At 76.7% G+C, this 7,135-nt stretch carries 7 protein-coding genes; 6 read left to right on the top strand and 1 reads right to left on the bottom strand.

What is annotated here, in order from left to right; translation table 11 throughout:
* The 6 genes from VG869_06510 to VG869_06485 form a co-directional block, all read left to right on the top strand.
* Positions 1 to 1,504, top strand: a 1,504-nt coding sequence (locus VG869_06510) for a hypothetical protein (protein ID HEV3450842.1), incomplete at its 5' end; no start/stop codon positions are given.
* Between the two features lie 106 nt (positions 1,505 to 1,610).
* A complete protein-coding gene (locus VG869_06505; protein ID HEV3450841.1) occupies positions 1,611 to 1,919 on the top strand; it encodes a hypothetical protein in 309 nt (102 codons plus the stop codon).
* On the top strand, positions 1,920 to 2,582 hold the full coding sequence (locus tag VG869_06500; GenBank protein HEV3450840.1) for a hypothetical protein: 663 nt from the start codon (positions 1,920 to 1,922) through the stop codon (positions 2,580 to 2,582). It abuts the gene before it with no gap.
* Positions 2,582 to 3,814, top strand: coding sequence for a hypothetical protein (locus tag VG869_06495; GenBank protein HEV3450839.1), 1,233 nt, complete (start codon positions 2,582 to 2,584; stop codon positions 3,812 to 3,814). Before VG869_06500 ends, VG869_06495 begins: the two co-directional genes overlap by 1 nt.
* The gene (locus VG869_06490; GenBank protein ID HEV3450838.1) at positions 3,811 to 5,295 is read left to right on the top strand and encodes an SCO6880 family protein; all 1,485 of its coding nucleotides are present in this window, start codon (positions 3,811 to 3,813) and stop codon (positions 5,293 to 5,295) included. Before VG869_06495 ends, VG869_06490 begins: the two co-directional genes overlap by 4 nt.
* Positions 5,295 to 6,596 carry an ATP-binding protein gene (locus VG869_06485; protein HEV3450837.1) on the top strand — a complete coding sequence of 434 codons (1,302 nt, stop codon included), beginning with the start codon at positions 5,295 to 5,297 and terminating at the stop codon, positions 6,594 to 6,596. The genes VG869_06490 and VG869_06485 overlap by 1 nt, the downstream gene beginning before the upstream one ends.
* A 4-nt stretch (positions 6,597 to 6,600) precedes the next feature.
* On the opposite strand, the gene VG869_06480 is transcribed toward VG869_06485, so the two are convergent.
* The coding region (locus VG869_06480) for a hypothetical protein (GenBank protein HEV3450836.1) at positions 6,601 to 7,135 on the bottom strand (535 nt) is incomplete at its 5' end.

Below are 7,135 nucleotides of genomic sequence, written 5' to 3'. Positions count from 1 at the left end.
CGGTGACCGAGTGGTGGAGGCGTTCTGGGACGGTCCCACGCCGCGACCGCCGTCGCCGTGGCGGTCAAGCCCGACCGGCTGGGTGTGGGAGGCCGACCGGGACCGGGTGGCGGATCCGCTCGAGCCCGCGACGCCCTGGCGTCCGGTCGTCGTCGCGCTCGGGAGGACCTCGACCGGCACGCTGTGGCTGAACCTGGGTGCGTTCCGAATCGTCGCCCTGGCCGGGGATCTGTCCGCCGCGGCCGACCGCCTCGAGGACCTCGTGGGGCAGCTCGAGCCCAGGGTGAGGGCGGGCGCGGTCGAGCTGACGCGGCTCGACCGCGGCGGAGCCGAGTCCGGGGACCGGGCCGAGCTCGCCGACTCGCTCGGAGGACGCTCGCGCCGCGGGGAGCCGCGCGCCGCCGCTCCTCTCGCGCCCCGGCGCCGACGGGTGCCGGGGTCGCCGGTCGGCACGTTCTTCGTCGCCGTCGCGTCGGGGCCGCCGGCCGCGGGGATCGCGGTGCCGCCCGGAGCCGGCGCCGGCCACACCCTCGTCGCGGTCGGGGAGCGGCCGGACGCCGACTTGAGGCTGTGGTGCGAGGACGGTGAGGTTCGGGTGCCGTTCCTCGGCGACGTCACCGTCACCGTCCCGGCCCCGTCGGTGCCGGCCGAGGGCGCGCCCGCTCATGGCCCGCGGCGGCGTGAGGCCGATGGCGAAGCCGCGCCGTCGCGCCCGTCGCGTGCTGGAGCACGGGATGCTGCCCAAGGCGTCGTGGTCCGGGTGCTCGGACCGGTGGAGGTGAGCGGTGCCGAAGGCACCCTGGCGGGCAAGAGCCTCGAGCTCGTCGCCTACCTGGCCTCGCACCCGGACGGCGTCGACGAACGCCGCGTCCGAGCCGCGCTCTGGCCCGACCGAGCTCCGAGCGCCAAGACGTGGAGCAATCGGGTGTCGACCACCCGCCGCGTCCTCGGCACCGACGGCGACGGCAGCCCGCGCCTCGGCCGCCTCGACGGGCACCTCGGTCGGCTGGCGCCGTCGGTGTGCACCGACGTGGACCTCCTCGCGGCTGCGGTCGTCGCGTCGCACGAGGAACCGGGTCCCGGCGCCACCCAAGCGCTCACCGCCGCGCTCGCCGCGGTGCGTGGACGACCCTTTGCGATGCCGTCCGGCTACGAGTGGGCCGAGGCCGAGCGCCACGTCGAGCGCGCCGAGCGGGTGGCCGCCGACGCCGCGCACCAGGTGACCGAGCTCGCCCTGGCCGCCGACGACTGGCGCCGAGCGCTGTGGGCGACGCACCAGGGACTGCTCGCCGCGCCGGAGAGCGATCTCCTCGTGCAGGACCGCCGGCTCGCGCACGACGCGGCCCCCGATGGGGCCGGCGCGATGGACGGGATCCGCGACCTGCTCCGCTCCATCGGCGCTCCCGATCCCACCGCGGCGCGTCGTCGCGACGCCGCCGAGATCTTCGACGAGCTGCGCCGCGCCGTCGACGCTGATCGGAGCGCGACGATCCACGAGACGTAGCCGACCGGTCACCGCGCTCCGGGGCGCATGCGCGGCGCGTCGTCTGTTGGATCGGCGCCCGAGCGCGTGCGTTGTGCCGACCGACAGCCCAGCGAGCGGAGGACTCATGCACCCCTTGGCCTCGGCCGTCGCGCGCGTGGTCGCCGACGGTGTCAACGCCAGCCCGTCCGCGAACGGGCTCCCTGGGGCTGGCTTCGTCCAGCGGCTCATCGATTGGACGGCCCAGGTCGGCCTCTGGGGAAGCCTCGCCGCGATGCTGGTCGGCGCCGCCGTCTTCGGCATGTCGCAGCAGGCCGGCAACTACCTCGGCGCGTCCCGAGGCAAGCACCTCGTGCTGGGCGGCGCCCTCGGCGCCGCGATCACGGGGCTGGCACCGACCTTCGTCAACCTCATCTTCAACGCGTCCCGGGCCTGAGTGCGCACCGTCGCCGTCCGTCCCCGCGCACTGGCGGCCGCGGTGCTCGGCGCGGCGTTGGTCGGCGCCGGCGCCCGCGGCCTCGTCACCCCCTCGGACCGGCCCCGCCCCGCCGCCGGGACCAGCGCGGGATCGCCGACCGGACTGGTCACCGCGACCGCGTTCGCGCGCACGCGCGCCGGAGCGGTCGCCGCCGCCACGAGCGACGTCCGTCAGGGCCAGCGGCTCCTCGGCCTCCCGACCGACGAGCGCGTCACCGCGCTGCAGGCCATGGCGTCCGACGCGGCGGCACCGGCGTACGTCGCCGAGCAGACCCAGCAGCTGTCGAACCTCGACGGCGTCGCCGCGCGCGGCCGCGGCCCGCTGACCTGGGACGTCTCGGTGCTCGCCTGGCGGCTCGACGCGTACACGCCCGAGCGGGCCCGCGTGTCGGTCTGGCGGGTCGGCGTCCTCTCCGTCGCCGGGCTGACCGCGCCGCTCGCCGAGTGGACCACGGTGGTCTACGAGCTGGTCTGGGAGCGCCGCGAGTGGCGCATCTGGTCGGAGTCCCAGAGCCCGGGGCCGACCCCGTTGGGTCACCCGTCCGAGCCGCCGTCGACCCCGGAGCAGCTGCGGACCGCGCTGGCCGGTTTCACGCGCTACCCGGGTCCCGACCCGCTGTGATGGGGCTCCTCGACGGGATCCTGAGCGGGCTCGGCTGGATCTGGGACCAGACCGGCGGGCGGGCCGCCGGCGCGGTGTGGGATCAGATCGTGACCGGCCTGGTGGGCTGGGTCGTCGACTCGCTGGCCTGGTTCGTCAGCGCGGTCCTGACCTTCTTCCAGCGGTCCTCGACGCCGAACCTGGCCAGCGGCTGGTTCGCGGGCGGGCCCGTCGGTGCGGGCGCGCGCTCGCCGTACAACGTCGTCGCCGGCCTGGCCGTGAGCCTGCTGCTGCTCTGCGTGCTCCTCAGCGTCGTGCACGGCCTCCTCATCGGGGAGGGACCGGCGATCGTCGCCCGGCTGGCGCGTGACGTCCCCCTCGCGGTCTTCGGGATCGTGGCGACGATCGGTGTGGTCCAGGTGCTGCTCGGCGCGGCCGACGAGGTCTCGCTGCACATCCTGCGCGGCACCGACGCCGGCGTCCACGCCACCGACGTGCTGCGCACCCTCGGCGAGCGCCAGGCGATGACGGCCCAGCCCACCTTCGCCGTGTTCCTCCTCGGCCTGGTGGCCGTGCTCGGCGCGTTCCTCCTCTGGATCGAGCTCCTGGTCCGGGCCTCGCTCCTCTACGTGCTCCTGGCGCTCAGCCCCCTCGCCTACGCCGCGTTCGTGTGGCCGACCGCTCGCCGGATCCTCCACCGGCTGGCCGAGCTCGTCGTCGCGCTCGTGCTCTCGAAGGTCGTCATCGCCATCGCCCTGGCGGTCGCGGCGTCGGCGCTAGCCGCGGGCGCCTCGGGAGCATCGCTGGTGCCGAGCCGCGAGGCGAGGCTCGGGACGCTGCTCGTCGGCACGATCATGTTCCTGCTCGCGGTCTTCGCGCCCTTCCTAATCCTGCGGCTCTTCCCGGCGGTCGAGGCCGCCGTGGTCGCCCGCGGCATCTCCCGGGCCCCGGTGCGGGCGACCGAGACCGCCCTCCTCACCACCCTGACCGTGACCCGCCTCGCCGGCGCCGGCAGCCGAAGCATCGGGGCCGGTTCCGCGGCGCGCGCGACCGGCGACTCCTCGCCATCGGCGGGTGATGGTCGGCCGCGGCCGGCGACGCCCCCGGCCGAACCGACGGTCCGGCGGCGCGTCGAGCCCCCCGCCCCGGAGCCCGGTTCGATCGGGGCGCGCCCGGACCGGTCGCCGGCAGTGGCCCCCGCCGGCGCGCGACGCCGGTCCGCGCCGCCGGCGCCCGACGGCGGCGACCGGTGACCAGCGTCGACGCGCCGCGCCGCTACCGGTTCGGTCCCCTCGACCGGTCCGGCTTCCTGCTCGGTCTCGGCGCGGTCCCGTGCGCCGTGCTCGGCGCCGGCTTCCTCGCCGCCGGGCTCACGCTGCGCGCGACGGGCTCGGCGCCGCTCGCCGCGCTGCCGGTCGTCGCCGCCGCGCTCGCCGCGTTCGGGCGCCACGACGGTCGAGCCCTCCACGAGTGGGTCGAACCCGCCGCCGGGTGGACGGCGCTGCGCGTGCGGGGACGGGACCGCTGGGCCGCCGAGGTGCCCCGGCGGGGGCGTCGCCCGTCGCCGCCCGACCTGCCCCCGTTCCTCGCCGGCCTCGAGGTCCTGGAGCGGGCCGGCGGCCGGAGCTACGGCCCGCGCGCCGTCGGCGTCGCGGTCGTCGCCGACCCGGCCGCCCAGCAGCTCAGCGCGACGCTGCGCGTCCAGGGCGGGGCCTTCGCGCTGCTCGAGCACGACGACCAGGCCCGGGTCCTCGACGGCTGGGGCGCCGCGCTCGCCGGCTTCTGTCGGGAGCGCGCCGCCGTCGCTCGCGTCGCGTGGTCCGAGTGGGCGGCGCCGGCCTCCCTCGACGAGCACCTCGCGTTCGTGCGCGAGCAGCGAGGCGGTCGCGGCGCCACCGGGCGCGACTACCGCGAGCTCGTGGCCGGAGCGGGGCCGCTCACGATCGCGCACGAGACGCTCGTCACCGTGACGGTCGACCGTCGGCGGGTCCGGGCCGGGCGTGCCGCCGACGGCGTGGACACGCTGCTCGAGGAGCTCCACCTGTTCAGCGGCCGGCTCCACCACGCCGGCCTCGCCGTCGACGCGCCGCTCGGTCCGGGCGAGCTGGCGCTCGCGGTGCGACTCCGCGCCGACCCGTCTGCCGCGCCTCGGCTCGCGGCCCGCCAGGAACGCCTGGCCGATCGGGCTCGCGTCGTCGGGCCGCACAACATGGCTCCGATCGCGGTCGAGGCGGCCTGGCGCCACGTCCGGCTCGATCAGTCCCACCACCGCTGCTACTGGGTCGCCGAGTGGCCTCGCCTCGAGATGCCCGCGGACTGGCTGGCGACGCTGCTCCTGCACCCCGGCGGCGTCCGCACCGTGACGGTCGTCCACGAGCCGGTGCCGCCGTCCCGGTCGCGCCGATCGGTTGACCGGGAGGCCACTCGGCTGGCCTCGGACGAGGAGGAGCGCGTCCGACGGGGGTTCCGCGTCCGGGCCCAGCACCGACGCGCCGAATCGGAGGTCTTGGCCCGCGAGGGCGAGCTCGTCGCCGGGTACGCCGAGCTGCGCTACGCCGGCTTCCTCACGGTGACGGCCCCTGACCTCCGCGCGCTCGACGAGCAGTCGGCGGAGTGGGAGCAGGTCGCCGCGCAGTGCGGCGTCGAGCTCCGAGCCCTCGACGGCCAGCACGACCTCGGGGTCGCCACGGCGCTCCCGCTCGGCCGCGTCCCGACTGGACGCGGGCGGCGCTGATGCGGCGGGTGCTGCGCGTCGCGGTCCACCGGTCCACCACCGCGCACCTCTGCAGCCTGTACCCGTACCAGGCCGAGCGCGGGCTCGGCGCGCGAGGCGTCTACCTGGGCACGAACCTGCTGACCGGCGGGGGCGGGTTCGCCTTCGACCCGTTCGAGGCCTACCGGGCCGGGCTGGTGACGAACCCGAACCTGCTCGTCGCCGGCGAGCCCGGGACCGGCAAGTCGACGTTCGTGAAGACCTTCCTGCTCCGGGCCCGGTCGGTGTTCGGCCGCCCGGCGCCGTGCGGTGGAGGCGCGAGGCGCGGCGGGCGGTGGCTGGCCGTCGTCGACCCGAAGGGGGAGTACGCGGCCCTGGCCGAGCGCCTCTCGCTGCCCGTGGTTCGCCTCTACCCGGGCGGACCGACGCGACTGAACCCGCTCGACGCCGGCCCACTCGGCGGCGCCGACGACCGGGACGAGCGGCTGCGGCGCCGCACCGACCTCGTGGCCGCGCTCCTCGGGCAGGTCCTGCGACGCGAGCTGGCCCCGGTCGAGGACGCGGTGCTCGGCTGGGCGGTCCAGACCCTCGACGCCGGGCCGCGGCGGCCCACGCTCGCGGACCTCGTCCGGCTGCTCCGCGACCCGACGCCCGAGCTCGTCGCCCGAGCCCGCCTCGACGCGGCGACGCTCGCGCGCCAGCTCGACGCGGTCATCTACGCGCTCGAGAAGCTGCTCGAGCGGTCGCTGCGCGGGATGTTCGACGGGCCGACCACGGTCGGCGTCGACGGCGCGCACGGCGGCCTCGTGCTGGACCTCTCCGTCGTCCACCACGACGACGAGGCGCTCCGGTTGGTGCTCCTCGCCGCCACCGCGTGGCTGCAGACGACGCTGGCCCGCCGGGACGGGATCCCTCGCGTCCAGGTCCTCGACGAGGCCTGGCGGCTGCTCGGGTCCGAGCGGACCACGCGCTACCTCCAGGCCTGCTGGAAGCTCTGTCGGGACTACGGCGTGGCCAACGTCGCCGTCGTCCATCGCCTCTCGGACCTGCGCGCCCAGGCCGATGACGGCACGACGACGGCCAAGGTGTCGATGGGGCTGCTCGCCGACACCCAGACCCGGGTGCTGTTCCGCCAGGCCAGCGACCAGCTCGCGGAGGCACGCGCGCTCCTCGGGCTGAACCCGACCGAGGCCGCGGTCCTCGGCCGGCTCACGCGGGGCCGGGCGCTGTGGAAGGTGGGAACCCGCACCGCGGTGGTGCAGCACGTCGTCGGCCCCGAGGAGGCCGACCTCTGCGACACCGACACGCGCATGCGGGGGTGACCGCTCAACCCGTCCTCGGGAGGGCCGATCGACGGAGTCGGTTCCGGGCCCGGCGCCATCGCTCGTTCACCGCCGCGTAGCTGGTGCCGTCGCGCTCGGCCCGTCGGCGCATCGTGTCCCGCCCCACGGCGATGCTCAGGAGCAGCTCGGCGTCACCCGGTCGCAGCCGGCCGGCCGCGGCGGCGTCGGCCACCAGCTCCGAGACCTCGAGGCTCGGGTCGGGATCGGGTCGAGCGAGCCTGGGGGCGGCCGCCGCGGCGGCGGCTTCGGCGGCGCACCGCCGCCGCTGACGGGCGAGCCGGCCGAACACGTCGAGCTGCACGTTGGCGGCGATGGCCCGGGGTCGGCGCTGCAGCGGATACCACCGGATGCGGTGGATCGCCTCGGCGATCACGTCGGCCTCGAGCTCGTCGTCGACGCGGCCGCCGCCCAGTCGCTTCGCCACGTTCACGAGGCCGGGGAGCAGCGCCTGCAGCATGGCTCGCAGGGCGACGTCGTCGGTCCCGGCCCGGGCGGCGAGGGCGGCCAGCAGCCGGTCG

Source organism: Acidimicrobiia bacterium (assembly GCA_035948415.1).
GTDB lineage: Bacteria > Actinomycetota > Acidimicrobiia > IMCC26256 > PALSA-555 > PALSA-555.
Note: the sequence above shows the minus strand (reverse complement) of the source record. Positions and strands in the feature narration are given on the sequence as shown.